Raw genomic sequence first — 25114 nt, forward strand, 5'->3', positions numbered from 1 at the left:
AGGATATGGGCGAGTTTCAGGGCGGTGAGCGGGGTCTGCTCGGAAGGTTTGAAGACCACCGTATTGCCGCCGCCGATGGCGGGGCCAAGCTTCCAGGCCATCATCATCAGGGGGTAGTTCCAGGGGGCGATGGAGGCGACGACGCCCACGGGGTCGCGGCGGATCATGGAGGTGTGGCCGCTAAGGTATTCTCCGGCGACAGTGCCGTGCATGCAGCGGACGGCCCCGGCGAAGTAGCGGAAGCAGTCGACGATGGCGGGGATTTCGTCGTTGAGGGCGGCGTTGATCGGTTTGCCGCAGTTCAGGGCTTCGAGGGCGGCGAAGCTGTCGGCCTCGGCTTCGATCCGGTCGGCGATCTTCAGGAGGGCGGCAGAGCGTTCGGCGGGTGTGGTTCGGGACCAGCCGTCAAACGCCTTGCGGGCGGCGACGACGGCGCGGTCGATCTGGGTGGTCGAGGCTTCGGGCACCTCCAGGATCAGGGCGCCGGTGCGGGGGTTCAGGATTTGCTCTTTCGCTTCCTGGCCGGGCTCGAAAGCGGCGCCGATCAGGAGGGCGGTGTTGATGGTGGTGAGGGTGTCCATATCGGATCTCCTTATTTGCCCATGCCGGCGGTCTCGGACCCGCCGCGGGTGAGGTAGTCGGCGATGAGGATGGGGAAGAAAGTGGCCGCAAAGACCACGATGGCGACGACATTGGTGACGGGGCGTTGGCGGGGGCGAACCAGTTCGTTCAGCATCCAGATCGGGAGCGTGCTTTGCTGACCCGCGGTGAAGGTGGTGACGATGACCTCGTCGAAGCTGAGCGCGAAGGCGAGCATGCCGCCGGCGAGAAGCGCGGAGCCGAGGTTGGGGAGGAGGATGTACCAGAAGGTCTGGAAGCTGTTGGCGCCAAGGTCGGCGGAGGCTTCCATGATCCCGCCGGAGAGGCGGCGCATCCGGGCGACGGCGTTGTTGTAGACGATGACGATGCAGAAGGTGGCGTGGCCGAGGACGATGGTCCAGGTCGAGAAGGGGATGTCCATGACGCCGAAAGCGGAGCGGAGGGACATGCCGGTGATCACGCCGGGAAGGGCGATGGGGAGGAGTATGAGGAGGCTGATCTGGTCGCGGCCGAAGAACCTGGCGCGCGCCATGGCGGCGGCGACGAGGGTGCCGAGGATCATCGCAAGCGCGGTCGAGATCGCGGCGACCTTGAGCGAGAGGTAGAGGGGGGGCCAGATGTCCTCGCGGCCCCAAGCCACGGCGAACCATTGGGTGGTGAGGCCGGGGGGCGGGAACTGGTAGGTCCGCTCCTCGGTCGTGAAGGCGTAGAGGAAGATGAGAAGGATGGGGAGGTGGAGGAAGAGGAGGCCTCCCACCGCCGCTGCTTTCAGACCCCAGGAGGCTTCAGAGCGCATCGAAAGCCCCCGCGCGTTTGGCGAGCGTCAGGTAGATCAGCATGATCAGGATCGGGACCACGGCGAAGGCGGCGGCGAGGGGGATGTTCCCGGCGGTGCCTTGCAGCTGGTAGACGGCGAGGCCGATGAAACGGGCGGAGTCGCCCACGATCTGGGGGATGATGTAGTCGCCGAGGGTGAGCGAGAAGGTGAAGATCGAGCCAGCGATGACTCCGGGTAGGGCGAGGGGGAGGATCACGGTGCGGAAGGTTTGCGACCGCGTGGCGCCGAGGTCGGCGGAGGCTTCGAGCATGGAGTTCGGGACGCGTTCGAGGGCGGCTTGCATAGGCAGGATCATGTAGGGGAGCCAGATGTAGACGAAGACGAGGAAGGTGCCGAAGGGGGAGGTGGAGAGGGAGGAGCCTTCGAGGCCGGGGATGGAGAGGATGCCGTTGATGATGAAGCCGGTGCCGGTGGCGTCGGTGGCCCAGGTGACTATGCCCTCCTTCGCGAGGATCAGTTTCCAGGCGTAGACCTTGACCAGGTAGCTGGACCAGAGGGGCAGCATGACGCCGAGGTAGAAGGCGGCCTTCCAGGGGCCTTTCGCGTAACGGGCGGCGTAGTAGGCGATGGGGAAGGCAAGGACGGCGCAGGCGAGGGTGACGGCGGCGGCCATCACGACGGTGCGGATGATGATGTCGAGGTTCTGGGCACGGAAGAGCTCGGCGTAGGTCTTGAGGGTGAACTCCTCTTTCACGACGCCGGAGAATTCGTCGATCGAGTAGAAGGACTGGAGGAGGAGGGCCGCGAGCGAACCGAGGTAGACGACGCCGAGCCAGAGGAGTGGCGGGGTGATGAGGAGGATCAGGAGTAGGTTGGGCTTGCGCCAGAAGACCCCGGTCAGGCGGTCGGCGGGCCCTCGGGCGGGAAGGATCGCGCGGGTGGTCATCGGCGCGCCCTTTGACCAGGAAAATTCTTGAAGGAAGAATTTTGGGCGCCTGGTGCCTGATGGTGGATGGGATTGCGGGCGTCTGAGCCTCCGGCGGGGATATTTGGAGACAAAGAATGATGCATTTCTTGTCTGCAAGTATCCCGGGGGTGAGCCCGAAGGGCGAGGGGGCAGCGCCCCCTGCGACGGTTGGACCGGGCGGCGCGGCGGATCATGCGGGCCCCATCAGGTGGAGCGCCTGCGGGTCGAAGGCGATGGCGGTCATGTCGCCCTCGGCCGGGACGGGCTGGCCTGCGGGCACCAGCGCGGCGATTTCGGTGCCGTTGGCCTGCAGCACGACGCGGGTACCCGAGCCGAGGTAGCGGAGTGCCGTGACCTGGCCGTAAAGCGGCCCGGTGGCGGCAAGGCGGGTCGCTTCGGGGCGGAGCGACGCCCAGCTTAGGGGGCCACCGAGGGCGCGCGTCAGGTCGGGCGGCAGGACGTTGGAGGAGCCAACGAAGTCGGCGACGAAGCGGGTGGCGGGGCGGTCGTAGATGTCTTGCGGGCTGCCGATCTGGGCGATGCGGCCTTCGTTGAAGACGGCGAGGCTGTCGGCCATGCTGAGCGCTTCGTGCTGGTCGTGGGTCACGAAGACGAAGGTCAGGCCAAGCTTGTGCTGGAGCGCCTTCAGCTCGTCCTGCATCGCCTCACGGAGTTTCAGGTCAAGTGCGCCGAGGGGTTCGTCGAGAAGAAGCACGCGGGGTTCGTTGACCAGCGCGCGGGCGAGGGCCACGCGCTGGCGCTGGCCGCCGGAAAGCTGGGCGGGCTTGCGGTTGCCATAGCCGTCGAGGTGGACCAGGGAGAGCATCTCCTCGGCCCTGGCGTAGCGCTTGGCACGGGCGACGCCCTTGACCATCAGCCCGTAAGCCACGTTGTCGCGCACGTTGAGGTGGGGGAAGAGCGCATAGTCCTGGAAAACGGTGTTTACGTTCCGCAGGTGCGGGGGCGTGTTCGAGACGTCATCGCCAAAGATGCGGATCTGGCCGCCGGTCGGCTTTTCGAACCCCGAGATCAGCCGCAGGCACGTGGTCTTGCCCGAGCCGGAGGGGCCAAGCATCGCGAAGAACGACCCCTCGGCGATGGTGAGGTCGACGCCATCCACCGCGCGGACGGTACCGAAGTGGCGGGAGACGTTCTGGAAGGTGACAGCGGCGGTCATGAGTGCCTTCGTTCGGGCGGTCGGACCTTACCCCCTCCCCGGCCCTCCCCCTGTGAGGGCGAGGGGGCGCGGGGTATCAGGCGGCAGGGTCCTTTGCCAACGGTTGGGTCAGAGCTCCCTCCCCCTCACAGGGGGAGGGCCGGGGAGGGGGTCGCTTACCGCCCGCCGATCACGCCGATGTAGTCCGAGACCCAGCGGTAGTAGGGCACACATGCGCCGTCGCCCTGGCTGCAGTTCGACACTGGCGTGGTCCAGAACTTGATCTTCTCGAAGTCGTCCAGACCATTCGCGGTGCAAGTCTCGGCCGTGGCCATGCCGCTGCCATTGGTGCAGGCGGCGGGAACGCTGGGGTTCGCGCCGAACCAGACCGCAAGGTCCGACTGCAGGTTGGACGAGAGCGTATGCTCCATCCAGAGATAGGCGCAGTTCGGGTTGGCCGCGTCGACGTGCATCATCGTGGTGTCGGCCCAGCCGGTGGCGCCTTCCTGCGGGATCGTCGAGGCAACGGGCTGCCCTTCACCTTTCAGCAGGTTCACCTGGAACGGCCAGCTGCCCGAGGCCACGACGCCTTCGTTCTTGAAGTCATCCATCTGGATGAAGGCGTCGTGCCAGTAGCGGCTGGTCAGCTCGCGTTGCTGGCGCAGAAGGTCAAGCGCGGCTTTGTACTGCTCTTCGTTCAGCTCGTAGGGCGATTTGATCCCAAGCTCGGGCTTGTGGAACATCAGGTACTGCGCGGCGTCGGCGACATGGATCGGGCCGTCATAGGCCTGGACACGGCCCTTGTTCGACTTGCCGTCGGGGAGGGTCATTTCCTCGAAGACGACGTTCCACGAGGTTGGCGGTTCCTTGAAGACCTCGGTGTTGTACATCAGGACGTTCGGCCCCCACATGTACGGAACGCCGTAGTGGACGCCATCGACGGTGTGCCAGGGCGCCTCTTTCAGGCGGTCGTCGACGGTGGACCAGGACGGGATCAGGTCGATGTTGATCGGCTGCACCCTGTCACCCGCCACCAGCCGCAGCGAGGCGTCGCCGGAGGCGGTCACGAGGTCGAAGCCGCCTTCGTTCATCAGCGCCACCATCTCGTCCGAGGTGTTGGCGGTCTTCACGTTGACCTTGCAGCCCGAGGACGCTTCGAATTTCGTCACCCAGTCGAACTTCGCATCGGTTTCGCCGCGCTCGATATAGCCGGGCCAGGCGACGATGTTCACCTGGCCCTCCGGCTCACCGATTGCGGTGACCTGGGCGAGAACCGGGGAAAGGCCCGTCAGAATGGCAAGGCCGGTGGTGGCCATCAGCTTCATGGTCTTCATTGCATACTCCCTGTGGATAGGCCGCCCTTCAGTGGTCCAAAGCGCGGCACGCCGGTGTTCCGGTCATGATCACAGGCTAATGCGGCCTTCAGGAATCGCAAATGCAAAACGTGTATGCGTGCTATCGGATTTTCCGATGGGTGAGCTTTGCGCTTGACCTGGAGTTGGTCCAGCTTGCTAGGCGGGAATGGAAGAGGAGGAACCGCCCGATGAACATCAAGGAAGCGGCCACGGCCAGCGGGCTGTCGATCGACACTATCCGTTTCTACGAGAAGGCCGGGATGCTGCCGAAAGTGCCGCGGGATGCGCGGGGCTGGCGCCGGTTCGACGGCGGGACGGTGGAGTGGCTGCGCAATCTGGAACGGTTGCGCGCGACAGGCATGCCGATGGCCGATATGCGGCGGTTTGCGGCGCTGGTCCATACGACGGACGCGTCGACGCCGGGCGCAGCGGCGGAGCGGCTGGCGATCCTTCACGCTCATGCCGAGCGACTGGCCGCCCGGCGGCGCGAAGTGGAGGCGTGCCAGGCGTTTCTTGACCACAAGATCGGCGTTTACAGTGGCACAGCGGGGAGCTTGACATGTTGATGCGGACACTCTGGGACGGCACGGCAATACCGCGGCTTGGCCTTGGCTGCTGGGCCATCGGGGGACCTTGGACGGCGGGTGGCAGTCCTGCGGGCTGGGGCGTCGTGGACGATGCGGAGTCGATCCGTGCGATCCATGCGGCGGCCGATGCCGGTGTGCGATTCTTCGACACCGCCCAGACCTATGGCGCAGGTCATTCGGAACGGGTTCTTGGCGAGGCTCTGTTGCAGCATCCGGACGTCCGGGTGGCAACGAAGGTCGGCTATGCGATCAACCCGGACCGGCGCGAGATGGGTGGCGCGGATACCGGCGGAATTGCGACGGCCCTCGACGCCTCGCTGCGCAGGCTGCGGCGCGAGCGGATCGATCTGGTGCTGCTCCACCTGAATGCCCTGCCGATCCCGGAGGCAGAGTCGGTCTTCGACGGTCTGGATCGCCTGCGGGCTGCGGGAAAGATCGGTGCCTATGGCTGGAGTACCGATTTTCCGGATCGGGCAGCGGCCTTTGCGGGGCGGACGGGAATGGTGGCGGTGGAGCACGCGATGAACGTGTTCTTCCGTGCGGATGCACTGATGCCTGTGATCGAGGGAGCGGGTTTTCTGTCGATCAACCGGTCGCCCTTGGCAATGGGGCTTCTGGGTGGAAGCTACGTCGCCGGCCAAAGGTTCGCCGACGACGATCTCAGAAGCCGAAACCATGGCTGGATGGACTACTTCAAGGATGGAGCCGTCGCGCCAGAGATGCTGACGCGCCTGAACGCGGTGCGCGAGCTTTTGCAGTCGGGCGATCGGTCGCTTGCCCAGGGCGCGCTTGGCTGGCTTTGGGCGCGATCCGGCGCGACCCTGCCGATTCCGGGCTTTCGGACCGTGGCGCAGGTGGCCGACTTGACAGGGGCTTTGCACAAGGGCGCGTTGCCGGAAGCGGTGATGGCCGAGATCGAAACGGTAATCCAGCGCCCACCCGAAGGGCCGCCCAGGGAGCGTTGATCAGAGCGTAGCAATCGCGCTTTGCGCCGAGCGGACGAAGTTGTGGGCTGGGGCCGACAGCGGCGCCCCTTTGCGCCAGGCAAGGCCGACCTGGACGGTGGGCAGATCGCCGGAGACATCGCGGATCTCGATCCGGTCGCCTTCAAGGCTCCATGGCCGGTAGACGAGGCTGGGCAGGATGGCTAGCCCCGCGCCGGTCGCGACAAGCGAACGCACGGCCTCGACGCTGCGGGTGCGGAAGGCCATTTCCGGCTTGACCGGGAGGGCGGCGGTCAGGCGGCGGGTGGATTCCTCGATCTCGTCGACCATCAGCTGGATCAGCGGCTGGCCGGCCAGTTCCTCCAGCGTGATCGACTCCTGTTGGGCAAGCGGATGGCCAAGGGGCAGCCAGAGGCGGTAGGGCGAGACGAGCAGCGTTTCGACGTTCAGCGCCAGCCGGTCCTTGACGGACGAGGTCAGAAGGACGGCCACGTCCAGCTCGCCGCCGATCAGAAGGTGCTGGATGTAGTCGCCGTTGTCCTCGATCACGTTAAGCTCGATCTGCGGGAAGGCGCGGCGGTAGCGGGCGAGGATGTCCGACAGGACATAGCCCGCGACAAGGCTGGTGACCCCCAGCGAGAGGCGCCCGGTGGCGGTCTCGGCCTCCTCCTGGAAGGCTGAGCGGGCGGTGGCGACGTCCGCCAGGATCTTGCGGGCATGGCGCAGGAAGGCCGAGCCCTTGTGCGTGATCAGAAGCCCGCGCGCCTGGCGGTCGAAAAGTACGACGCCCAGGTCGTCCTCAAGCCCCCGGATCGCCTCGGTGACCGAGGACTGGCTGATCGACAGCGCCCGGGCGGCGCCCGAGACGGACCCGGCCTCGGCGGCGGCGACGAAGAACTGTAGCTGGCGGAGGGTGAAGGCCATGGGCAAGCTTTGCCGTTTCGACAAAGCCCGGCAAGGGGCACGATTTTTCGGCGAAAAATCGGGCCTGGGTCAGTCGCCGTTCCAAAGGCCCTTATCGAGCGCAAACCAGCCCGGTGCGGGCTCTGGCGGCGGGCTGTCGTCCTGCCAGAACTGCAGTCGGATATGGTCCGGCATGTCTGGACCGTCAGCCAGTGCGACCAGAGCCCAGGCCATGCGGAAGCCGTCCTCCAGAAGCCCCTCGGCGTAGAACGCGATCTCTTCGGCCTCCAGCGCCTCGGAAGGAGCGTTGCCCCAACCCTCAGCGCCGCCCCAGAAGACCAGGCCTTCGATCTCGGGCCACTTGCGGGCGTGGCGGGCAAGGGGCGCGAGGAAGGTCTCGATGGGGGTTGGTTCGGGTTTTCGTTTGGTCAAGGGCAGGTTCCTTCTAGCTACGAACTATCGGACAGAAGATCGGATCTCCAATCGGATAAGCGACCCGACCGTCTAAGGCAGCAATGCTCGAACACAGAACAAGATGGCATGCCACCAGGCTTCCGCATCTTGGCCACGGAAAAACCCAGATGCGCCTTGACCTATGCCGCAATGCCTATGTAACCCTTGATCACCTCTAGAGAAAGAATACCATGTTCAAATACTTAGGCGTTGCCCTGGGCGGTGGTCTTGCCTTGCTATGCTGTACATTTGCCGCCTTCGCATCAGTCAAAGACTATCAAGTCTGCCTGCAAGCCTATGTAAATGTTGCGGGCTACTTGGAGTTCGCGCACCCCACAACCTTGGCAAGCCAGCGGGTTGCATTCGATATCGATTTCGAGCACTTCGTTCAGCTGGGAATTGAGGAATACGGCGAGGACAGTTTGCGAGCGATGATACCTGAGCCAGAGGAATCTTTCATCAAATCTATAGTTCCGCTGCACGCAGCCGACGGGGCGGAGAAGACTTCGGAACTGCTCTTCGGGATGGTGGCACCTTGCGGCGGCCCGAGTGGCGAACTCCGAGCATACTATCCGGGCTAGAAGATCATGACTGGCGGCTTGCGTTCCTGCACGATTGCTGACGGCTAGCGCCGCGTCATCGCGATGCGGATCAGGGCGCGCTCCATCAGCGCCATGCCGGGGGCACGGGAGGCGGAGCGGAGGGTGAGGTCGGTTTCCAGAAGGATCGAGATTGCCCCCTCCAGCGCGCGCGTTCCCCATTGGCCCGCCTGGCGGCCCATCGCGTCCTTCTGCTTGAAGTTCACCCGGGCCTTCTGGATGCCGGTGCCCGGTCCAGCCGGGTCGCAGGCGGCGGCGTGCAGGATGCGGAAATGGCGGAGCGCGCCGATGCAGATGGTCACGGGCAGAACCCCCTGGCCTTCGAGGCGGCGGAAGAGCGGGCCGATGGCATTGGCACGGGCTTCGGCCACGGCGTCGATCAGATCGTCGACCTCGGCCTCGATGGTTGCGGGCGCCATGGCCGCCACATCGGCGGGGGTCAGGGGGGAGGCATCGCCGAATTTGTAAAGCGCGATCTTCTCCAGCGTCTGCCGGAAATCGCCAGGATCAAGGGCGCGGGCCAGGGTGTTCAGATCATTCATCGCCTCGCGGTCGATATCGGCAAGACCGGCCTTCTTCAGCGCGTCTTCAATCTCTTCCCGGCTCGGCGGATCGTCGTAAAGGCCGATCGAGACCGCCTTTGGGTGTTTCTCGAACAGCGTCTTGAGCGCGGATTTGCCGGTCAGGCCGCCTGCAGTCACAACCACGACCGCATCCCCCGGCTTCCATTCGGCAAGCGACGTCCCGATCACGTCGGCCAGACTGTCCGTCGCGTCTTCCACGAAAACCACGCGAGGGCCGGGGAAGAAACCCACCGCCTTGATCGCATCGAAGAGGAGGCTTCCGTCCTTCCGGAGGTCCGCCCCCGACATCCGGGTCAGGCGCATTTCGGCCTCGCCCTCCGGGCCGACAAGCGCTGCGATCGCCTCTTGCCGCTTCAGCGCAACCCGCATCGCATCGGCGCCGAAGATCAGCAGGCCTGCGCGGGACGGATCGGGCTTCGCGCAGTAGCGGGTGGCCTCGACCCCCTTCAGGATCATGGCAGATCGGCCGAAGCCGCGATGAGGCGGGCGACGATCTGGTCGGCAAGGATGCGCATCAGGCGATAGGCGGCGTCTTCCTCGGCCGCGAGCCCCGCGACAGTCGATCCGGTGGCGGAATAGGCGGTGAAGCTTTGCACCCGTCCGCCCGTCACGCGGGTGCCAGTGCCGCGTTCGGTCAGGCTGTAATCGATCACGCCTTTCAGGTTGAAGCGGGTGATCTGGTTGTCGGTGGTGAAGCCGACGCCGACGGCTTCCGTGGCGATGGAGTAGGTCAGGTCGTAGCGGATGTTCTCGGGCCGGCCCAGACGCTCTTCCAGCCGCTCGACCAGGTCGAAGGCGTTCTTGTCGGTGGGATCCTGGGCCCAGACGGTTCCGACGAGCTTGGTTGCCGCGCCACCCGGGGCATAGGCCGGAGTGAAGCCGCAGGCGGCAAGGGCGAGCGGCGCGAGCAGGATCATGCGGCGGGGCAGCGACCCCTCGCCCCCAAGAGGAGAGGGAGGCGCCCGATCTGGGGCGTTCCGCGAAATGCAGGGCGCGACGGGCCCCCTCTCCCTGGACGGGGGAGGGTTGGGGAGGGGGTCACTTCGATCAGACGACGACATTGATGATGCGGCCCGGGACGACGATGATCTTCTTCACCGGCTGCCCGGCAAGGAACTTCAGCACAGCTTCGTCCGCCAGTGCGATCTTTTCAACCTCCGCCGCGGGCATATCTTTCGGAACGCTGATTTCCGCCCGGCGTTTGCCGTTGATCTGGATCGGCAGGGTCACCGTGTCGTCGATCAGCAGGGCCGGGTCGGCCTTGGGCCACGGCGCCTGGGCGCAAAGCCCCGCGCCGCCCTGATAGGCCCAGATATCTTCGGCCAGATGGGGTGTCATCGGCGACATCAGCTGTGCCAGCGTCCGGATCGCTTCCTTCATTGTGGCGGTCGAGGCATTGGCCTTCGAGATGGTGTTGGTGAAGGCGTAAAGCGAGGCGATGGCCTTGTTGAAGGCAAAGCCTTCGATGCCCCTGGTCACCTCATCGATGGCTTTCGCGGTCGCCCGGCGCAGGTCGTCGTCGCCCTCGCCCTGGTGGTCGGCTGGCATCTGACCGATGCGGTCGCAAAGGCTCCAGACCCGGGTCAGGTGTTTGTTGGCGGCCTCGGCCCCGGCGGAGGTCCATTCGACATCACGCTCGGGCGGGCTGTCAGACATGACGAACCAGCGGGCGGTGTCGGCGCCGAAGGCCGCGATGATGTTCATCGGGTCGACCACGTTCTTCTTCGACTTCGACATCTTGGCCGAGGGGATGACTTCGACCAGAAGCCCCTCGTCGCTCAGGGCGCGTATGAAAGCGTCGACGTCATCGATCATGTCGAGAGGCGGCGGAACATTGCCCGGCACCACGATCCTGCGGTCCGCCACCGTGAAGATGGTCACCTCCTCGGGCAGGTGGTAGACCGGGCGGCCCTGGTCGTCGGTCGTCTTGTAGATCTCGTGCGTGACCATGCCTTGCGTGAACAGTGCATTGAAGGGTTCGATGGCCGAGGCGGGCAGGTGTCCGGTCTTGTGCATCGCGCGGGCGAAGAAGCGGGAATAGAGGAGGTGCAGGATCGCATGCTCCACACCCCCGATGTACTGGTCGACGTTCATCCAGTAGGCGGCGTCTTCCATGACAGTCGGCGTCTTCGCGCGGGGCGCGGTGAAGCGGGCGAAGTACCAGCTTGAATCGACGAACGTATCCATCGTGTCCGTCTCGCGCCGGGCCTTGGCTCCGCATTTCGGGCAGGAGACGTCGCGCCAGGTGGGGTGGCGGTCCAGGGGGTTGCCGGGGATGTCGAAGCTGACATCGTAGGGCAGCTCGATCGGCAGGTTCTTCTTGTCTTCAGGAACCACGCCACAGGTCGCGCAGTGGATCACCGGGATCGGGCAGCCCCAATAGCGCTGGCGGGAAACCCCCCAGTCGCGGAGGCGGAACTTGGTGACACCCTTGCCGTAGCCGTTCTGTTCCGCGTGGGCGATGGCGGTCGCGACGCCTTCGTCCCCGGTTTGGGTTTCAGCGCCCGCGAAGCCGCGGATGTAGCGGACCTTTTCCGACTTCGTCGGCACGTAGGCTTCGGCCAACGTGGCGTCGTCCGCCCCCTCGGCCACGTAGACCGCCTTGATCGGCAGCCGGTATTTGGTGGCGAAGTCGAAGTCGCGCTGGTCGTGCGCCGGGCAGCCGAAGATCGCACCCGTGCCGTAGTCCATCAGGATGAAGTTGGCGATCCAGACCGGCAGCTCCCATGTCGGGTCCAGCGGGTGCTTCACCCGGATACCGGTGTCGTAGCCGATCTTCTCCGCAGTCTCGATTTCCTCGGCCGAGGTCCCGCCCTTCCGGCATTCGGCGACGAAGGCAGCAACCTTCGGGTCAGCCTCCAGCGCCTTCGCAAGCGGATGGTCGGGCGAGATGGCCGCGAACGAAGCCCCCATCAGCGTGTCGGGGCGGGTGGTATAGACCTCCAGCTTTTCAAAGCCTTGCGGAGCGCCGACCGTGTCGAACCCAAACTGCAGACCGCGTGACTTGCCGATCCAGTTCGCCTGCATCAGCCGCACCTTCTCCGGCCAGTCCTTCAACCCGTCCAGGGCCGACAGCAGCTCCTCCGAGTAATCTGAGATCTTGAAGAACCACTGCGTCAGCTCCCGCCGTTCAACCGCAGCCCCCGACCGCCAGCCCTTGCCGTCGATCACCTGCTCGTTGGCGAGCACCGTCATGTCGACCGGATCCCAGTTGACCACGGCGGCCTTGCGGTACACCAGCCCGGCCTCCATCATGTCGATGAACATCGCCTGCTGCTGGCCGTAATACTCCGGGTCGCAGGTCGCCAGTTCGCGCGACCAGTCGATGGAAAGCCCCAAGGGCTTCATCTGCGCCTTCATGTCGGCGATGTTGCCGTATGTCCAGTCCTTGGGGTGGCCACCCCGCTCCATCGCGGCATTCTCGGCGGGCATCCCGAACGCGTCCCAGCCCATCGGGTGCAACACGCTGAACCCCTGCGCCGCCTTGGTCCGCGCCACCACATCGCCCATCGTATAGTTCCGCACATGCCCCATATGGATGCGGCCCGACGGGTAGGGGAACATCTCCAGCACGTAGTACTTGGGCTTCGAGGGGTCGCGCTTGGCGGTAAAGGCCCCGGCCGCATCCCAGGCCTTCTGCCATTTGGGTTCGATCACCGAAGGGTCATAGCGCGACATCAGGGGCCTCATGCGGATTTACGCGCGGAATTACACATGCGGACCGGGAAAGGTCCACCCCTTCCCGGCGCTTGCGGCGCATTCCGGTGAGATTCGGCCGGCTTAAAGCTTGCTGTCGCGGACGCGCAGCTGCCGGGCCCGGGTCAGGATCGCATCCTCGATCGCGCGCACGGTTTCCGGAGCGACCGAGCCACCGCCCTGGCCCTGCAACGCGATCTTCAGGCTGCGGGCATCAAGCGCCGGGTCCTGCACATAAATCGTCGCGCGATAGGCCCGGCCCCCGCCTGGCGGGCGGCCATAACCGGTGACGATGACCCCGGTGAACGGGTCGACCGATTCGATGGGCAGGAAGTTCATCACCTCGAGCGAGGCCTGCCAGATGTACTTGTTGACCTCGACTGTCGTGTTCGGGTTGTCGGAGTTCGAGAAGAGGTCCCAGATCGTCGAGCCCTGTTCCTCCCGGTCAGGGTTGGCGGCCGCGTTCGCTGCACGCTGCGCATCGGCGCGCTCCTTGCGCGTCATCTGTTCATCGGTCGGGATCGACGCGTTACGGTTGAAGAGCCCCCCCAGTCCGCCGCCACCGCAAGCCGAAAGCGTCGCCAAAAGCCCTGCCAGCAGCGCTGCCCGTGCGAGTTGATGCAAGATCATCCGGCCATCCTTCGTACCCTTGCCTGCTGTCTAGCCGAGCCCTTAAGGCCTGCCAAGGCCTTTCGCGCCTACCAGCGGTGTGGCGCGGGTGGGCGGGCACCAGAAAAGGGGGATTCCCGACCTGTGACTTTGCTGCACCAACTTCCCGCGGATTTACGTTCGACAATCCGTCGACGTTGCAATCCGGGGCGGCAAGGGTGAAATACGCTTCATTCCCCTGCGGATTCCCCTGCGGCGGGCTTACCTTGAAGAAAGAGGGAAAAACATGAAAAAGCTTCTTCTCGCGACGAGCTTCCTGGCCGGCACGGCTGGTCTCGCCGCCGCAGAAATCGAAATCACCGGCTCGGCCCGTATGGGTTTGGTCCACATCGACAACGGCACCGATTCCACCACCCTGTTCAGCTCGCGCGTCCGCATCGTCTTCACCGCTTCGGGTGAAACTGATAGCGGCCTGTCTTTCGGCGCTTCGGTCCGCCACGACCAGGACGACGCTCCGGGCAGCATTCCTGGCTTGGGTGGCGGCTATGCAAACGGCGACAACACCGTGTTCATCTCAGGCGCTTTCGGCAAGCTGACCATGGGTGACGTCAGCGGTGCTGCTGACGCTCTCGTTGGGCAGGTCTCGGGTGTCGGCTACGGCCCGCTCGATGGACTGCAGGAAATCAACTTCATCGGCACCACCAAGACCGCAGCGTACTATGAGTACACCGGTGGTGGGTTCACCTTCGGTCTCGGTGCAGGTCAGCTCGAAGGTGGTGAAGAACTGAACGTTGGCGTCAAGTACGCGACCGACGCGTTCTCCGTTGCCCTGGCTTACGAAACCGACGATGTGTCTGACCTCGACATGATCTCGCTCGGTGGCTCGGCCACCTTTGGCAGCTTTACTGTCAAGGCCCGTGTGTCTGACGTGGACGTTGCTGGTGCCGACACCATGTTCGCCCTTTCGGGAGACTATGTGACCGGCGCAACGACCATTACCGCGTTTTACACCGACTTTGGAAACGTGGGCTTTGGCGGTGGTCTTGTCCCGAACGACGCTGTGTCGCCTCTGTCGTCCGACACCCAGCACATCGGTATCGGCGTTGCCTACGACCTGGGCGGCGGCGCAACTGTCGCTGGTTCGATCGTTTCGCAGCAGAACGACGTCATCGACGACGCGCTTCTTGCCGACCTGGGCCTGAAGTTCTCGTTCTAATCCTTCGGGATCAGATGATACGGAAAGAGCGGGCAGTGCCCGCTCTTTTCTTTTGCGCCTCCGGGAGGCTAGGGTCGGTCCGAACGGCTGGGGAAGACCATGGGGCTGGCAGAGATCGCGGAACGGGTGCGCGGGGCCGAGGTGGCGGCGGGGCGGGCGGTGGGCTCGGTCCGGCTGATCGCGGTGTCGAAGGTGCAGCCACCGGAGCGAGTGGTCGCGGTGCTGGAGGCTGGCCATCGGGTTTTCGGCGAAAACTACGTGCAAGAGGCGGCGGCGAAGTGGCCGACCTGGCGCGACAGGTTCGGGACCGTGGAACTGCACATGATCGGGCCGTTGCAGTCCAACAAGGCGAAGGTGGCCGTCGATTTGTTCGATGCGATCCATACGCTTGACCGGCCGTCGCTGGCGCAGAAGCTGGCCAGCCTGCTGCAGGCGCGGGGGTCGCTGCCTCAGCTTTTCGTACAGGTTAACACCGGGGAAGAGCCGCAAAAGGCTGGTGTCCTGCCGGGTGACCTTGCGGCGTTCCTCAAGGACTGCCGGGGGATGGATCTGGCCCCCGTCGGGCTGATGTGCATCCCGCCCGAAAACGAGGACTCCACCCCCCATTTCGCGATGCTGGCGAAGATGGCGGCGGACCACGGCCTGAACGGCCTTTCCATGGGCATGAGCGGGGATTTTGAGGCGGCCATCGCCCATGGTGCGACCCATGTCCGGGTGGGTAGCGCGATCTTCGGGGCGCGGGCTTATCAGGCGTGAAGTGAGCCGCAGAAGTTAACGAATCCCGAATGACCCCCCTTCAAACCTTTGAAATCGTTCAGCCCGCGATCATGGGCACAGTGCCCAACCCTTCGGCCTAAACCCCCTGCGGCAGACACCCGGTCAGCCCGGCCGGCAGCACCAACGGCGCCCCCAGGGCATAGAGGGTGGCCACCAGATCCTCACCCCCCCGCAAGGTCACGCTGACCGGCCCGGCGCTGACAACGGCGACCCCTTCAGGCAACGCCCGGATCAGTCCCTCCGGGGGAAGCAGGACCAGCGCCGCCGGCGCCTCGCCCCCCAGCCGCATGACCAGGGCCAGCGTGCCGATCCAGGCCACCAGAACCAGCGGCAGGGCGATGAGCCAGAGCCGGAGGTCAATAGTCATGGATATGCTCCAGCGCGCCTTCTGGCAGGGCGCGCAGGGCTGCGGTGAGGTCGGCGACCGGCAGAAGGATCAGGTTGCGGATGCCGGAGTTACCTTGCCGCTGGAAGGAATGAATCTCGCCCGACTGTCCCGGTTCCTTGCTGATCACGGTGAACATGATGTCGTCGTTGCCCGCGATCTCGACAAAGCTGCCGCCAGCCCGCGCGATGGTTTCGGCAAGGCGGGTGAAGGCGCAGTAGCGGGGGGCTTCGATCTCGATCCCTTCCGGCCGGGTGGCGATGACCTGGACGTCCGGCAGGGCCGAAAGGTCGGCCTCCGGCATCCCCGTCACCACCGCGCGCAGGCGCAGCTGATCGGCCCCAACCGAGGCGACGGCGGCCTCGATCACCTTGGCATAGGCGGCTTTCACGCGGTACTCGATCCCCAGCGCGAACCGCCGTTCCCGGTCACGCCAGACACCGGTGGCCGCGGCATCCAGAGCGGCGGCATCGCGGGTGAAGTCCCATTTGTACCAAGGCACCTGCTGCAGGAAGGAGGCGTAGTCGCTGGCCTGCCGCGCCGAGAGGTCGTCCAGCGGTGCCTGTTCGACCCCCCTGATCCAGGTTGCGACCCGGCCTACGGTTTCCTCGTAGGCGGCCTTTAGCAGGAGTTCCGCCGTGAAGCTGACGCCGATGGTGTAGATGGTCTGCTTCGTCGTCCAGTCGAACCCGCCATGGCTCCCCGAGGTCTGCGAGAGCGAGCAGAGCGAGGACCAGAAGCCAGTGATCGAGGAGAGGAAGCCGAACTGATGCGGCTCGCCGGTGCGGATCACCTCGGCATAGTCGTCGTAGGCGTGGACGATGTGCCATTCGGGGTAGGTCAGAAGGGTCCGGCCCTCGGGGCGGTGCCACTCGGGGCCGACGAGGGGGGTATAGGCCAGGGCCTCGCCTTGCGGGCGGCACATGGTTTCAATGTAGGCCAAGGGCGAGAGGAGCCCGATGATCAGGATCACCAGCAACAGGACAAGGCGCTTGATCCAGCGGAAGAGGAATCTCACCGTTTGAACCCCATGAAGAGGGCGAAGCCACCGAGAAGGAGATGGGGCGCCGAGGACAGGAATTTCAGGGTGTACGAGATGTCGAGGACGCCCCAGGTGAAGATGCCAAGGTCGAGGAAACCCGAGCCGGTGAAGCAGCCGAGAAGGCCGTCCAGGAAGTAGAGCGTGCCGAAGAGGATGAGGAACATCTTCGACGCGCGGGCGGAGATCAGGGCGGCGGCCAGTGCCCAGAGGGCGGAGACGAGGTGGAGCGCGTCGTCGTAGATGTCGAGGGCGAAGATGCCGAAGGTGCGGCCTTCTGCGTCCACCAGACCGGGGATCGGCAGGTAGTTGAGCGAGGCGACGAGGGTGAGGATCACCGCATAACCGAGGGCGGTTTTCTGGTGCAGGGTCATGTCAGGCCTCCGCCATGTAGGTATCCCAAAGCGCGTTCCTGAACCGAAGGCCGGGGTCGACCTGGCGCTTCAGCACGGCGAAGTCCGCCGACTGGGCGTAGCAGCGTGCGAACTGATCCTGGGTCGCATGAAGCCGGTAGGGCAGGTAGTAGCTGCCGCCGATGGCAAGGACCGCCTCGATCATCTCTTGCGTCATGCGGGCCATGTCAGCCTCTCCCCTTGCGGTCATTTCCTGGCTGAAGAGGAGGACCGAGGCGATACGGGGGCCATCGGGTGCGTAGGAGAGCAGGGCGGTCGGGTCCTGGGCGACGTAGCGGAGGGTGATGTTCAGAAGCTCCTGATAGCTGCCGGGGATGATCTGGCGGGCGGCGGTTAGGAAGTCGGCGAAACGGTCGGGGGCGACGAAGTATTCGTGCAGGATGTCGGTGCGGGTCGGGTCACGGTCATCAAGGGTGATGACGGGTTCGTTCATCAGGGAAGACCGGCTGGTCGCCCCGGTGAGCATCGCGCCGACCCCGGTCTCGATCCCCCAGCGGCGGCGTTTGACCCACTCGTTGCCGGGCTGGGCGCGGAAGATGGCGCGGGAGACTTTGGAGAGGAAACCAGAGCCTGCGGCGGGCGGGATTTCGCCTTCAACGGGGCGGTAGGTGACGAGCATCGCGTCGTCGAAGAACCCTTCGCGGTCGATGTTGAGGCGGCCATAGGCCATGGGGATGGAGCCATCGGCCGCTGCGGTGAAGGCCGCCGGAAAGTCGGCGGCGGGCATGGTCTGGAAGGTGGGTTGGAGAAGCTGGTTCGGAACCGCCTCGACCTCCAGCTCGGTGATCAGGCCGATCAGGCCGTAGCCGCCCATCGCGGCGCGGAAGAGATCGGCATTCTCATCGCGCGAGGCGTTGATCAGGCTGCCGTCCGCCAGCATCATCTGAATGGACCGGGCGGTGGAGCCCATCGGGCCGAAGGGTATCGGCCAGCCATGGGCGCCGACCGAGAAAGTAGAGGCAACGCCGAAATCGGCGTTCGACTGCATGACTTTGGGCGAGAGGCCAAGGGGGTCAAGTGCTGTGATCACTTGATGCCAGCGTGTGCCAGCCTGGACCCTGTAGGTCTCCGCCCCCGCTTCGGCCACGACCGAAGGCGTGTCGAAGGTGATCGCATGGCCATCGCGCGGGATCGACTGGCCGCCCATGGAATGCCGAGCGGCGGCAAGGTTCACCGGGCGACCTGCGGCCTCAGCCTCTTTCAGTTCCGCGCGGAGGGCGGCGACCAGGGCGTCACCCGGCGGCTCCTTGACGATGATGTGCTTGAAGACTGGCGTTTCGGACAGAAGCGAGGCGTCGTTCAGTGTGGTCTCGCCGCCTTGAGGTGTGATGATCGCCACCCCGTCGAGCGACGGGTTCGAGGCCCCCATCCAGCGCGTGCCGTAGACGCCCACCGCTGCCCCGGCGCCGAACAGCGCCGCCCGTCTTGTCAATGCCATGGGGCACTCTTCGATTGCTTCGGTGGGACCATGCCGTATTGCAGGCAGCGCCGTCCAGTCAGCATTTCCTCAGGTCAGCCAGACGCGGGCATAAGGAGGCAATGCGATCTGGCCGTGGTGTGCGGTGACCGGGGCGTCGGAGAGGGCGTCGTGCATCGCCGTCACCCCAAGCGCGCGGGCCCAGTGGTCGGGGATGTTCTGCCAGCTTTCCGTGAAGTTGAAGAGGCCGAGGAGGGTGCCGGTCGGGGCGAGGCGCTGGAACGCGAGGACAGCGTTGTTGCCTGAGGACACGACACGGATCGGGTAGGCTGCGTGCAGCGCGGGGGTGGCGCGGCGACGGGCGAGGATGGCCCTTGTGCCCCGGAAGACGCGGCCCGAGGGGGTGTCGGCGGTATGCCGTGCCTCGGCCAGTGCCCAGTCCATCCGGGGGCGGTGGATCCAGCGGCTGTCGTGGGCGTGTTCGGGAACGTCGAGATAGCCGTCGTCGTTCAGCAGGGCGAGCTCGTCGCCCATGTAGATCAACGGAATGCCGCCCCAGGCCGCGATCAGGGCATGACCCATCAGGATGCGCTGGACGGCAAGGTCGGTGGTGCGCGCGTCGGTTGCGGTCTGCAGCCCCGCAAGCGAGGCGTAGCTGCCCGATATGCGCTTATCGCCCGTAAGCTCGTTCACCTGGAAGAGCGCGCCCTTAGCGAAGGTACCGGGGAAGCTGCCTTCGTAGAAGTCCGACAGGAAGCTGCGGTGGCCATGGCCCGAGACGCCGACCGCCGCCGCGTCTTCGTCGGTAACCGCCCAGCCGATGTCGTCATGGCAGCGGATGTAGGTGGCATAGGTCGCGTTGGTCAGGCGGTCGGGGAAATGTGTACCCAGCACATGCGTCATGAGGCGCGTGTCACGGGTGGCAAGGGCGGACCAGAACTGGACCATCAGGGAATTGTGGTAGGCGAGGTTCCCCTCTTTCCCGTCGTGTTTTCCCCGCCCAAGGTAGGGCAGCATTTCGGCCGGGGCCACAATCGCCTCTTCCAGATGAAGCACGGCGGGCGAGGCGATGCGGCTGCACGCGCGGAGAGCCTGGAGGAGCATGTGGACCTCAGGCTCCGACTGGCAGCGGGTGCCAAGACGCTTCCACATGAAGGCCACTGCGTCGAGGCGCAGGACATCGACGCCCTTGTTGGCGAGGAACAGCATGACCTCGACGATTTCCAGGAAGACCGCCGGGTTGGCCCAGTTCAGGTCCCACTGGTGTTCGTTGAACGTCGTCCAGACCCATTTGCCGAACTCGGGATAGTGGGTGAAATTGCCGGGCGCATTGTCGGGGAAGACCTCGACCAGGGTCTGTTCGTAGAGGTTCGGCGTGTCGGGCGTGTCGAACATCAGGTAGTAGTCCTGATAGACCGGGTCGCCCTTCGCGGCCTTCTTTGCCCAGGCGTGCTCTTTCGCGGTGTGGTTCAGGACCAGATCGACGCAAAGCGACATGCCCCGCGAGCGGAGGGCGGCGCTGACCGCCTCAAAGTCCGCCATCGTGCCGAAGGCCGGGTTGATCTGGCGGTAATCCATCACCGAATAGCCGCCGTCGCTGTCTCCGGGCCGGGGCTTCAGGCAGGGCATCAGGTGGACGTAGGTGATCCCGAGGTCTTCCAGGTAGTCGAGCTTGTCGAGGATGCCTTGAAGCGTGCCGTTGAAGCGGTCGATGTAGAAGACATAGCCTGCCATGCCGGGGCGCTGGAACCAGTCGGGTTCGAGGTCGCGCTGCAGGTCAAGGCGCTTGAGGTCGGCGGGGCGGTCTTTCCAGCCCTTGCGCAGGGCTTTGGTCAGGGCCGCACGGAAATCCGCGTAGTCCTGGCGTTGGCCGTAGATCGCCTCGAGCATTGGCCAGAGATCGGGGGCGGACCGGGCCAGGCGCAGGTCAAAGAGATCGTCATCCGCTGTGGACGGCGCTTTTGCCATGGTCTTCCTCCCTTTTGCGGGGCGAAGATTAGGTTATTCAAAGCGTTTTGAGAAGGGGTCAGGCGCCGATGATCAGCCGGGTCTGATGCGTGATACGCGGCGCGATCCAGTGCAGGTCGCGGCGCGAAAAGGCCACGCAACCGGCGGTCGGCGCACCGGGACGGCGCCATTGGTGGACGAAGATCGCCGAGCCTCTGCCCGGTTCCGCATGGGGCCAGTTCCAGTCGGTGATCAGGATCAGGTCATACATCGGGTCGGCGCGGCGGAGGCTTTCGTGACTGAAGCGATGGGGGATGCGGACCATGAGGTTGTAGTCTTCATCGCGGGGATCGTCGGACCAAAGGTCCGAAGGCCCGATGGGCAGCGCCCAGTCAGCGGGGCGAGGAAGCCGGTCGGGGCGGTAGAGCATGCCCACGATCCGGTGCACCCCCGCAGGCGTGGCCCCGTCGCCCTCGCGTTTGGCCCCGGCAGGGACCACGCCCCCGCGCCCGACAGTGCAGGTGAAGCGGCGACCCCGGAAGCGTGCGCCAGTGGGCGTGACGACGATATCGTCAGGGGTCATCTGGCGCACGGGCCTGCATTTGCGCCAGCTTTGACCGGCGGCGAGAGGGGGATGTGCTGACCGATATAGGCAAGCCGGGCCGGGATTGCGGCGCGGATGTCCTCGGCGTCGGCGGGTGGCATGCGGTCAAGCTCGAGGCCATAGGCAAAGAGCAAGGTTTCCGCGAGGTCTTCGCCCTCAGGATCGGACTGCGCGTAGCCGGTGAGGAAAGTTCCGTCCTTATCCTGCGCCGCATGCCAGTCTGCCGCACCGGCGTGCAGCGCGTCCAAAGCGACATGAACGCCCTCATGAAAGAGCGACTCTTCGAGGTGGTTGAAGGTCAAAAGCCAGTCGGTCCGGCCCGTGTAGACAAATGAAAGCCCCGGCCCGGCGGAATAGCTTTCTTCGCCCATGTGAATGCCCAGCCGGGCCCAAGGCCGACGCATCTCGATTGGCAGCCGACCCAGGGCGAGCGCGTGACGTTGGACCTCGACCGCAGCGGCTTCTGCAGTGAACTCTGGGTTGACGGTGAACTCGATGACCGGAGCGTCGGCGAATTGGACGTCGAAGACATGCGCTATCGGGCAGATTTCGGCGTCGATCCGTTTGTCCCACATCTGGCGTTCGGCCAAGCCGCGATATCGGTAGCAGTCAAAGGCCGACGGATCGTCGACGGTGATGATGTCGAACACGGTATCGACCGTCGCATCGTAAAGCGGCTCGGCGGCTGCCGGTGTTGCGCCAATGACGAGAGCCACGAACAGCCTCAAAGAAGGTGCCCCGACTTCGCGGCCTTCGTCGCCAGATAGCTTTCGTTCTGCGCGGTCTGGCCGACCCTAAGCGGCACGCGTTCCACAACGTGAAGGCCGCAGCTTTCCATCATGGCGAGCTTCCTGGGGTTATTCGTCAGCAGGCGGATTGCCGAGAATCCCATCTTCCGCAGGATCTGCGCGCCGATGCGGAAGTCGCGCTCGTCGTCCTCGAACCCCAGGCGGTGGTTCGCCTCGACCGTGTCAAAGCCCTGATCCTGCAGGGAATAGGCACGCAGCTTGTTGGCAAGCCCGATCCCCCGACCCTCTTGATTGAGGTAAAGAAGGACGCCCGCCCCTTCCTCGCCCATCTGTTGAAGGGCGGCGCGAAGCTGGGGGCCGCAGTCGCATTTGAGGCTGCCAAGGACGTCGCCGGTGAAGCAGGCAGAGTGCAGCCGCGTAAGGACGGGCTGGGCGCGGTCGGGGCGGCCGATCTCGATGGCATAGTGCTCTTCGCCACCATCGTCGGGGCGGAAGATGTGGACCCTCCCTGCGTTCGAGGCGGCAAGGGGGACGCGGGCCGAGACGACCTCGTCCATCGGTGGCAGGGCGGCAAGCGCGGGGGCGATGTCTTCCAGCGTAAGGAGGGTCAGGCCGTTTTCGGCGGCGAGGTTCAGGGCGTTCTGGATGGGCACAAGAAGGGCCGCCGGAAGCAGGTGCGCCGACTTTGCCAGCGCGATGGCCGCGCGGGACAGGTCTGCAGAACCATCGCGCAAGCTTTGCAGTGGCCCTTTCATCGGCGTCCGCAGATCATCGGCTGGGTCGGCGACCGACCGGAGCCAGGCCAGATCGGCATCGGCGGGGGGCATGATCCGTGCCAGATCACTATCATACGCTCGAGCCTTCAGCGTTTCGGCCCGCCATGCGGTGATCGCCAGAACGGGCTGACCGAAGCCGTGCAGATCGGCAAGGCGGGCGGCATCCAGCGCCTCGACGGCCACGACCAGAGCAGCCTCGCCAGAACCGCAAAGCACGACCGGCACGCCCATGCGCAAGTCGCCACGGGCGCGCGTCAGGCGTTCGGCGATCGAAAGCGACAGGCTCATGCCCCCTATCTAGGCCGCAATCGGCGGCGGCGGAAGCCTTTCTGCCAACCGGATGCGGCAAAGGGCCTAGTGCTGCGGGGCAAGCTGCGGCTATCGTCGGTTGCAAGGGAGAGGAGACCCCGATGGACAAGCCCAACAGCCCGAACCGCCGCCCCGTATGGATCGGCGCCGACAGTGGCGACTTCGACCTCTTCAGGTCGCAGGTATCGCAGACGACTGTACGCGAGGATGTGCCGCTGGCGGCAGAGATCGCCCTGAACGTTCCCGTCTATGACGGGCGGCAGGTTGATGCGGCAGCGGGGGACAAGACGGCGCGGCGGGCGCTGACGGCGGAATGGGCCTGGGTCTTTGGCCAGGGGCCGGGGATCGTGGTGATCCGCGGGGCACTGGCGGACGCAGGCGTCGTGGATCGCGCGACCGAGGTGTTCGAAGCGATCATCGCGGACGAGAAGGCAAACGCAGTGGGTGGCGGCGATCACTTCGCCAAGCCCGGCGCGAACGACCGCATCTGGAACTCGCTGGAGAAGCACTGCCTGGCTGATCCGGCAAACTTCGCGGCCTACTACAGCGCGCACGCCTTGGCACTGGCGTCAGAGGCGTGGCTTGGCCCGGCCTATCAGATGACGGCTCAGGTCAACCGGGTGAACCCAGGCGGCGCGGCGCAGGTGGCGCATCGGGATTACCACCTCGGCTTCATGTCAGCGGAACGGATGGCCGAGTTTCCGGCGCACATCCACGGAGTCTCGCCGCTTCTGACGCTTCAGGGCGCCGTGGCGCATTGCGACATGCCGGTTGAGACCGGGCCGACGCTGTTCCTGCCCTATTCGCAGCTGTTCCACGAAGGCTACCTCGCCTTCTCGCGGCCCGAGTTTCAGGAGCATTTCGCCAAGCACCACGTCCAGCTGCCACTGCGGAAGGGGGATGCCGTGTTCTTCAACCCCGCCGTCATGCACGGCGCGGGCACGAACCGCACGACCGACCGGTTCCGGATGGCCAATCTTCTGCAGGTGTCCTCTGCCTTCGGGCGGGCGATGGAGACGGTGAACCGGACGCGGATGGTGCAGGCCGTGTTCCCGGCGCTGCGAAAGGCCGGGCCGGGGATTGACGTGGCGAACGTGATCGCGGCAACGGCCGAGGGCTACTCCTTCCCGACGAACCTTGACCGCAACCCACCGACCGGCGGCATGGCCCCGAAGACGCAAGCCGAGTTCCTGGCTCAGGCGGTGCGCGAGGGCTGGACGGACGAGGCGCTGACCCGCGTGCTTGAGGAGCTGGAGCGGAAGAACGCGACATAAGACAAGGGGCGACGGGCCGCCCGGATTACAAATCTGAAACATACCCCGCCAATCCGACACGAGCGCGTGAGAGTATGGTTGCAATACTTGCTGGCCAAATCGGCACGGCGCATCTCCATATCATAAGCAATGGAGGCACCCATGGCCGGACTGCGGAAAATCCTGCTTGTCGACGACGACGACGACCTGCGTGAGGCGTTGAGCGAGCAGTTGGTGATGACCGAAGACTTCGACGTGTTCGAGGCGGCCAATGGCGCCGACGGCATGGAGAAAGTGAAGGCGGGCCTGTTCGACCTGGTCATCCTGGACGTGGGTCTGCCCGATACCGACGGACGCGAGCTTTGCCGTCGGATGCGCAAGGGTGGCGTGAAATGCCCGATCCTGATGCTGACGGGTCATGATACCGACAGCGACACGATCCTGGGGCTGGACGCAGGCGCGAACGACTATGTGACAAAGCCCTTCAAGTTCCCGGTCCTTCTGGCCCGCATCCGGGCGCAGCTTCGGACGCACGAACAGTCGGAAGACGCGATCTTCCAGATGGGGCCTTACACCTTCAAGCCCGCCCAGAAGATGCTGGTCGACGAGAAGGAAAAGAAGATCCGCCTGACCGAGAAAGAGACGAACATCCTGAAGTACCTTTACCGCGCACAATCGGGCGTGGTGGCACGGGATGTGCTACTGCATGAGGTCTGGGGCTACAACGCGGGTGTCACCACCCACACGCTGGAAACCCACATCTACCGGCTTCGGCAGAAGATCGAGCCCGATCCCTCAAACGCTCGGCTTCTGGTCACCGAAAGCGGCGGCTACCGTCTGGTGGCCTGACAGATCCCCCGGTCGCGTCGGGGTTATGGCGCGGCATCCTCCCTGTTGGACTTGCCCGGTTGCAGCGAAAGCTGCGCCGGGATTTTTCTTGTCCGGCAGACCGCGAGTTCCGAATAAAGGCCGAATTACGCCCATTTGGGCCGTATCGG

Annotated in this window: 26 protein-coding genes; 7 read left to right on the plus strand and 19 right to left on the minus strand. The window is 65.1% G+C overall.

Going from position 1 to position 25114, the window contains the following annotated elements; translation table 11 throughout:
* The 5 genes from ACRCSW_RS16495 to ACRCSW_RS16515 all read right to left on the minus strand — a co-directional run.
* On the minus strand, positions 1–581 hold a 581-nt coding region (locus ACRCSW_RS16495; RefSeq protein WP_438706741.1), incomplete at its 3' end, for an aldehyde dehydrogenase family protein.
* Positions 582–592: 11 nt separating this feature from the next.
* Entirely contained in the window at positions 593–1396 is an 804-nt protein-coding gene (locus ACRCSW_RS16500; protein ID WP_438706742.1) for an ABC transporter permease, read from the minus strand.
* Positions 1386–2324, minus strand: coding sequence for an ABC transporter permease (locus ACRCSW_RS16505; RefSeq protein WP_438706743.1), 939 nt, complete (start codon positions 2322–2324; stop codon positions 1386–1388). The genes ACRCSW_RS16500 and ACRCSW_RS16505 overlap by 11 nt, the downstream gene beginning before the upstream one ends.
* A 211-nt stretch (positions 2325–2535) precedes the next feature.
* Positions 2536–3522, minus strand: a complete 987-nt coding sequence (locus tag ACRCSW_RS16510) for an ABC transporter ATP-binding protein (RefSeq protein WP_438706744.1) — start codon at positions 3520–3522, stop codon at positions 2536–2538.
* 155 nt (positions 3523–3677) lie between these two features.
* Positions 3678–4835: an ABC transporter substrate-binding protein gene (locus ACRCSW_RS16515; RefSeq protein ID WP_438706745.1), complete on the minus strand. Its 1158-nt coding sequence runs from the start codon at positions 4833–4835 to the stop codon at positions 3678–3680.
* A gap of 209 nt (positions 4836–5044) precedes the next feature.
* Here ACRCSW_RS16515 and ACRCSW_RS16520 point away from each other — a divergent pair, with 209 nt between their 5' ends.
* Both ACRCSW_RS16520 and ACRCSW_RS16525 read left to right on the plus strand, forming a co-directional pair.
* The gene (locus tag ACRCSW_RS16520) at positions 5045–5422 is read left to right on the plus strand and encodes a MerR family transcriptional regulator (protein WP_438706746.1); all 378 of its coding nucleotides are present in this window, start codon (positions 5045–5047) and stop codon (positions 5420–5422) included.
* Entirely contained in the window at positions 5416–6408 is a 993-nt protein-coding gene (locus tag ACRCSW_RS16525; protein ID WP_438706747.1) for an aldo/keto reductase, read from the plus strand. Before ACRCSW_RS16520 ends, ACRCSW_RS16525 begins: the two co-directional genes overlap by 7 nt.
* Here the strand turns inward: ACRCSW_RS16525 and ACRCSW_RS16530 are convergent, their stop codons facing one another.
* Positions 6409–7311 carry a LysR family transcriptional regulator gene (locus tag ACRCSW_RS16530; protein ID WP_438706748.1) on the minus strand — a complete coding sequence of 301 codons (903 nt, stop codon included), beginning with the start codon at positions 7309–7311 and terminating at the stop codon, positions 6409–6411.
* A gap of 69 nt (positions 7312–7380) precedes the next feature.
* On the minus strand, positions 7381–7722 hold the full coding sequence (locus tag ACRCSW_RS16535; protein WP_438706749.1) for a hypothetical protein: 342 nt from the start codon (positions 7720–7722) through the stop codon (positions 7381–7383).
* Between the two features lie 212 nt (positions 7723–7934).
* Here ACRCSW_RS16535 and ACRCSW_RS16540 point away from each other — a divergent pair, with 212 nt between their 5' ends.
* Entirely contained in the window at positions 7935–8324 is a 390-nt protein-coding gene (locus ACRCSW_RS16540; protein ID WP_438706750.1) for a hypothetical protein, read from the plus strand.
* Between the two features lie 44 nt (positions 8325–8368).
* Here ACRCSW_RS16540 and holA read toward each other — a convergent pair whose 3' ends face one another.
* The 4 genes from holA to ACRCSW_RS16560 form a co-directional block, all read right to left on the minus strand.
* The gene (gene holA / locus ACRCSW_RS16545) at positions 8369–9382 is read right to left on the minus strand and encodes a DNA polymerase III subunit delta (protein ID WP_438706751.1); all 1014 of its coding nucleotides are present in this window, start codon (positions 9380–9382) and stop codon (positions 8369–8371) included.
* Positions 9379–9843, minus strand: a complete 465-nt coding sequence (gene lptE, locus ACRCSW_RS16550; RefSeq protein ID WP_438706752.1) for an LPS assembly lipoprotein LptE — start codon at positions 9841–9843, stop codon at positions 9379–9381. The genes holA and lptE overlap by 4 nt, the downstream gene beginning before the upstream one ends.
* A 130-nt stretch (positions 9844–9973) precedes the next feature.
* Positions 9974–12604, minus strand: a complete 2631-nt coding sequence (gene leuS / locus ACRCSW_RS16555; protein WP_438706753.1) for a leucine--tRNA ligase — start codon at positions 12602–12604, stop codon at positions 9974–9976.
* A 102-nt stretch (positions 12605–12706) separates the two neighbouring features.
* Positions 12707–13252, minus strand: a complete 546-nt coding sequence (locus ACRCSW_RS16560; RefSeq protein WP_438706754.1) for a DUF3576 domain-containing protein — start codon at positions 13250–13252, stop codon at positions 12707–12709.
* Positions 13253–13517: 265 nt separating this feature from the next.
* On the opposite strand from ACRCSW_RS16560, the gene ACRCSW_RS16565 reads away from it, so the two are divergent.
* Positions 13518–14447: a porin gene (locus ACRCSW_RS16565; RefSeq protein WP_438706755.1), complete on the plus strand. Its 930-nt coding sequence runs from the start codon at positions 13518–13520 to the stop codon at positions 14445–14447.
* A gap of 99 nt (positions 14448–14546) precedes the next feature.
* Entirely contained in the window at positions 14547–15203 is a 657-nt protein-coding gene (locus ACRCSW_RS16570; RefSeq protein WP_438706756.1) for a YggS family pyridoxal phosphate-dependent enzyme, read from the plus strand.
* A 97-nt stretch (positions 15204–15300) separates the two neighbouring features.
* Here the strand turns inward: ACRCSW_RS16570 and ACRCSW_RS16575 are convergent, their stop codons facing one another.
* The 8 genes from ACRCSW_RS16575 to ribA form a co-directional block, all read right to left on the minus strand.
* On the minus strand, positions 15301–15591 hold the full coding sequence (locus tag ACRCSW_RS16575) for a hypothetical protein (protein WP_438706757.1): 291 nt from the start codon (positions 15589–15591) through the stop codon (positions 15301–15303).
* Positions 15581–16627 carry a hypothetical protein gene (locus ACRCSW_RS16580; RefSeq protein ID WP_438706758.1) on the minus strand — a complete coding sequence of 349 codons (1047 nt, stop codon included), beginning with the start codon at positions 16625–16627 and terminating at the stop codon, positions 15581–15583. The genes ACRCSW_RS16575 and ACRCSW_RS16580 overlap by 11 nt, the downstream gene beginning before the upstream one ends.
* Positions 16624–17022 carry a hypothetical protein gene (locus tag ACRCSW_RS16585; protein ID WP_438706759.1) on the minus strand — a complete coding sequence of 133 codons (399 nt, stop codon included), beginning with the start codon at positions 17020–17022 and terminating at the stop codon, positions 16624–16626. Before ACRCSW_RS16585 ends, ACRCSW_RS16580 begins: the two co-directional genes overlap by 4 nt.
* Before the next feature lies 1 nt (position 17023).
* A complete protein-coding gene (locus ACRCSW_RS16590; RefSeq protein WP_438706760.1) occupies positions 17024–18499 on the minus strand; it encodes an FAD-binding protein in 1476 nt (491 codons plus the stop codon).
* A 69-nt stretch (positions 18500–18568) separates the two neighbouring features.
* Complete coding sequence (locus ACRCSW_RS16595; RefSeq protein WP_438706761.1) at positions 18569–20446, minus strand: amylosucrase; 1878 nt, start codon at positions 20444–20446, stop codon at positions 18569–18571.
* Positions 20447–20504: 58 nt separating this feature from the next.
* On the minus strand, positions 20505–21008 hold the full coding sequence (locus ACRCSW_RS16600; RefSeq protein ID WP_438706762.1) for a L,D-transpeptidase family protein: 504 nt from the start codon (positions 21006–21008) through the stop codon (positions 20505–20507).
* The gene (locus ACRCSW_RS16605) at positions 21005–21745 is read right to left on the minus strand and encodes a hypothetical protein (RefSeq protein ID WP_438706763.1); all 741 of its coding nucleotides are present in this window, start codon (positions 21743–21745) and stop codon (positions 21005–21007) included. The genes ACRCSW_RS16600 and ACRCSW_RS16605 overlap by 4 nt, the downstream gene beginning before the upstream one ends.
* Before the next feature lie 8 nt (positions 21746–21753).
* Complete coding sequence (gene ribA, locus ACRCSW_RS16610; RefSeq protein ID WP_438706764.1) at positions 21754–22842, minus strand: GTP cyclohydrolase II; 1089 nt, start codon at positions 22840–22842, stop codon at positions 21754–21756.
* A 122-nt stretch (positions 22843–22964) separates the two neighbouring features.
* Between ribA and ACRCSW_RS16615 the strand changes: the two genes are divergently transcribed.
* Both ACRCSW_RS16615 and ACRCSW_RS16620 read left to right on the plus strand, forming a co-directional pair.
* Positions 22965–24137, plus strand: coding sequence for a phytanoyl-CoA dioxygenase family protein (locus ACRCSW_RS16615; RefSeq protein ID WP_438706765.1), 1173 nt, complete (start codon positions 22965–22967; stop codon positions 24135–24137).
* 141 nt (positions 24138–24278) lie between these two features.
* Entirely contained in the window at positions 24279–24965 is a 687-nt protein-coding gene (locus ACRCSW_RS16620) for a response regulator transcription factor (RefSeq protein WP_438706766.1), read from the plus strand.
* The last annotated feature ends 149 nt before the right edge of the window (positions 24966–25114 follow it).

This window comes from Tabrizicola sp. (assembly GCF_051645465.1).
In the GTDB taxonomy this organism is placed as follows: Bacteria; Pseudomonadota; Alphaproteobacteria; order Rhodobacterales; family Rhodobacteraceae; genus Tabrizicola.

Coding starts and splice junctions, on each gene's coding strand:
- ACRCSW_RS16565 (WP_438706755.1), top strand. CDS start 13,518: ATGAAAAAGCTTCTTCTCGCGACGAGCTTCCTGGCCGGCACGGCTGGT.
- ACRCSW_RS16590 (WP_438706760.1), bottom strand. CDS start 18,499: ATGGCATTGACAAGACGGGCGGCGCTGTTCGGCGCCGGGGCAGCGGTG.
- ACRCSW_RS16520 (WP_438706746.1), top strand. CDS start 5,045: ATGAACATCAAGGAAGCGGCCACGGCCAGCGGGCTGTCGATCGACACT.
- ACRCSW_RS16560 (WP_438706754.1), bottom strand. CDS start 13,252: ATGATCTTGCATCAACTCGCACGGGCAGCGCTGCTGGCAGGGCTTTTG.
- ACRCSW_RS16595 (WP_438706761.1), bottom strand. CDS start 20,446: ATGGCAAAAGCGCCGTCCACAGCGGATGACGATCTCTTTGACCTGCGC.
- ACRCSW_RS16525 (WP_438706747.1), top strand. CDS start 5,416: ATGTTGATGCGGACACTCTGGGACGGCACGGCAATACCGCGGCTTGGC.
- ACRCSW_RS16510 (WP_438706744.1), bottom strand. CDS start 3,522: ATGACCGCCGCTGTCACCTTCCAGAACGTCTCCCGCCACTTCGGTACC.
- ACRCSW_RS16500 (WP_438706742.1), bottom strand. CDS start 1,396: ATGCGCTCTGAAGCCTCCTGGGGTCTGAAAGCAGCGGCGGTGGGAGGC.
- lptE (WP_438706752.1), bottom strand. CDS start 9,843: ATGATCCTGCTCGCGCCGCTCGCCCTTGCCGCCTGCGGCTTCACTCCG.
- ACRCSW_RS16505 (WP_438706743.1), bottom strand. CDS start 2,324: ATGACCACCCGCGCGATCCTTCCCGCCCGAGGGCCCGCCGACCGCCTG.
- ACRCSW_RS16530 (WP_438706748.1), bottom strand. CDS start 7,311: ATGGCCTTCACCCTCCGCCAGCTACAGTTCTTCGTCGCCGCCGCCGAG.
- ribA (WP_438706764.1), bottom strand. CDS start 22,842: ATGAGCCTGTCGCTTTCGATCGCCGAACGCCTGACGCGCGCCCGTGGC.
- leuS (WP_438706753.1), bottom strand. CDS start 12,604: ATGTCGCGCTATGACCCTTCGGTGATCGAACCCAAATGGCAGAAGGCC.
- ACRCSW_RS16585 (WP_438706759.1), bottom strand. CDS start 17,022: ATGACCCTGCACCAGAAAACCGCCCTCGGTTATGCGGTGATCCTCACC.
- holA (WP_438706751.1), bottom strand. CDS start 9,382: ATGATCCTGAAGGGGGTCGAGGCCACCCGCTACTGCGCGAAGCCCGAT.
- ACRCSW_RS16575 (WP_438706757.1), bottom strand. CDS start 15,591: ATGACTATTGACCTCCGGCTCTGGCTCATCGCCCTGCCGCTGGTTCTG.
- ACRCSW_RS16570 (WP_438706756.1), top strand. CDS start 14,547: ATGGGGCTGGCAGAGATCGCGGAACGGGTGCGCGGGGCCGAGGTGGCG.
- ACRCSW_RS16615 (WP_438706765.1), top strand. CDS start 22,965: ATGGACAAGCCCAACAGCCCGAACCGCCGCCCCGTATGGATCGGCGCC.
- ACRCSW_RS16620 (WP_438706766.1), top strand. CDS start 24,279: ATGGCCGGACTGCGGAAAATCCTGCTTGTCGACGACGACGACGACCTG.
- ACRCSW_RS16540 (WP_438706750.1), top strand. CDS start 7,935: ATGTTCAAATACTTAGGCGTTGCCCTGGGCGGTGGTCTTGCCTTGCTA.
- ACRCSW_RS16515 (WP_438706745.1), bottom strand. CDS start 4,835: ATGAAGACCATGAAGCTGATGGCCACCACCGGCCTTGCCATTCTGACG.
- ACRCSW_RS16600 (WP_438706762.1), bottom strand. CDS start 21,008: ATGACCCCTGACGATATCGTCGTCACGCCCACTGGCGCACGCTTCCGG.